This is a genomic window from Streptomyces sp. ID05-39B, assembly GCF_033794725.1.
GTDB classification, from domain to species: Bacteria; Actinomycetota; Actinomycetes; order Streptomycetales; family Streptomycetaceae; genus Streptomyces; species Streptomyces bobili.
In genome coordinates, this window is the sequence record NZ_JARGEF010000494.1 from 1 (window position 1) to 1672 (window position 1672).

Here is a 1672-nt window from a genome sequence, read left to right on the forward strand (position 1 = left end):
CCTCGATCGTTCATGAGTCCTCGTCGGTGTGCTGACGGGGACTCTGTGTTGGTGTGATGCGGTCTTTTCGGAGCTGGGGCACGTTGATGGCCCGGCTGTCGCGTCGGGTGGGCGCCGGGTTCCACTCCCGGGGTGGTCGTGCGGGTTGTTGGGACGGTTGAAGTAGCTGGTCAGCCAGGGTTCGGGAGGGCCTGGAGCTGGTCGATCGCCCGGGTGATGACGTCGGTCCAGGGCCATCGGGCGGTGAACCGGAGCCGGCGGGTGCGGCCGGTGTGCACGAGCTGGGCGGCGGCGGAGAACAGGCGCAGGCGGAGCTTCTTGGGTTCCCAACGGCGGGTCTTGCCGGTCAGGGCGAGCATCGGCATCCAGGCCAGCAGGTCGAGCGCGAGGGAGACGATCTCCAGCCAGATCCGGTTTTGTGCGCTGTCGTGCAGGGGGAGGTTGCGCAGTCCGGTGTCGCGGGCGTTTCGGATGCGGTCCTCGCAGCGGGCCCGTCGGCGGTGACGCAGCTCCAGGTCGGCGAGCTGACCGCCCTGTGTGTTGGTCGCGAAGCAGGTCAGCCGCAGTCCGTCGACATCGGTGAAGCGCAACTGGGCGCCGGGGTGCGGCCGTTCCTTGCGGACAAGCAGCCGCATGCCCTTGGGCCAGGTGCTCAGGTCGGGCATGTCGGTGATCTCCGCGACCCAGGCGCCGGGCCGCTCGGTGCCTCCCGCGTCGTAGGCCGGTGTCCACGCCTTCTTCGGGATCTTCAGGACGGCCTGGTGGAGGGTGTCGGTGATGGTCATTCCGACGGAATACGACAGCCACCGGCCCCGCCGGGTGAGCCAGTCGAGGAAGGCGTGGGTGCCGCCGGCGGAGTCGGTGCGGATCAGTGTCTGCCGTCCCCGCCGCAAGTGTGTGGGGAGTTGGGCCAGGGCGAGCCCAGTGGTGGTGATGTGATCGCTCGCGGTGTTGGAGCCTGCGTTGCCGGGCCGCAGCAGCGCGGCCACCGGTTCCCCGGACCCGGCTTGGCCGTGGTCGACGAACGCGACGAGAGGGTGATGGCCGTAGGTCTTCTTCCAGGTCGCGGTGGCGTCCTGCTTCTCGGAGTGGGCGAGGACGAGCACGCCGTCGATGTCCACGGTCACCTGCCCGTCGGCGGCCGGACCGTCCGCCCCGGCCAACTCCCAGACGCGCGAACGCACTTCGGCCCGCGCTGACCGGATTGCTGCGAGTGCCTTCGGTCCGGCTGCAGCCAGGGCGTCGATGAACCGGGAGACCGTGGGATCGGACGCCACCGGGCCGAACACGTCCGGCTCGGCCCGCAGCATGGCGACATCGGCGAGGCAGTCCCCGCCCAGAGCTGTTGCGAGCGCGACATCCAACAGGACCTTGCCCGGGTCGTGCACCGCCCGCGGCTTGCGCCACGGCGCCAGCGCCGCCGATATCGCCCCGTCCAGGCCCACCTTGCGGACCGTCTCGACCAGCAGCACCGCCCCGGCCTGCGAGACCACCCCGCTGCCACCGCCCTCGACGCGGACACGCGGGTACAACCCGATACTCTTGCTCACCTGGAGAGTGCTTCTTTCCGTGCAGCCAACAGGACCCTAGACAAGTCCCATCGTTGCAGGTCAGGAGCACTCTCCGCTTATTTGATCAAGGCATGGACGGGCACGCTCGTGAAAGCGCGAGG

At 69.4% G+C, this 1672-nt stretch carries 1 protein-coding gene; it reads right to left on the reverse strand.

Annotated elements, in window-relative coordinates:
* Positions 1-170: 170 nt before the first annotated feature.
* On the reverse strand, positions 171-1550 hold the full coding sequence (locus P1P75_RS41420; RefSeq protein WP_319265191.1) for an IS1380 family transposase: 1380 nt from the start codon (positions 1548-1550) through the stop codon (positions 171-173).
* Positions 1551-1672 lie beyond the last annotated feature (122 nt).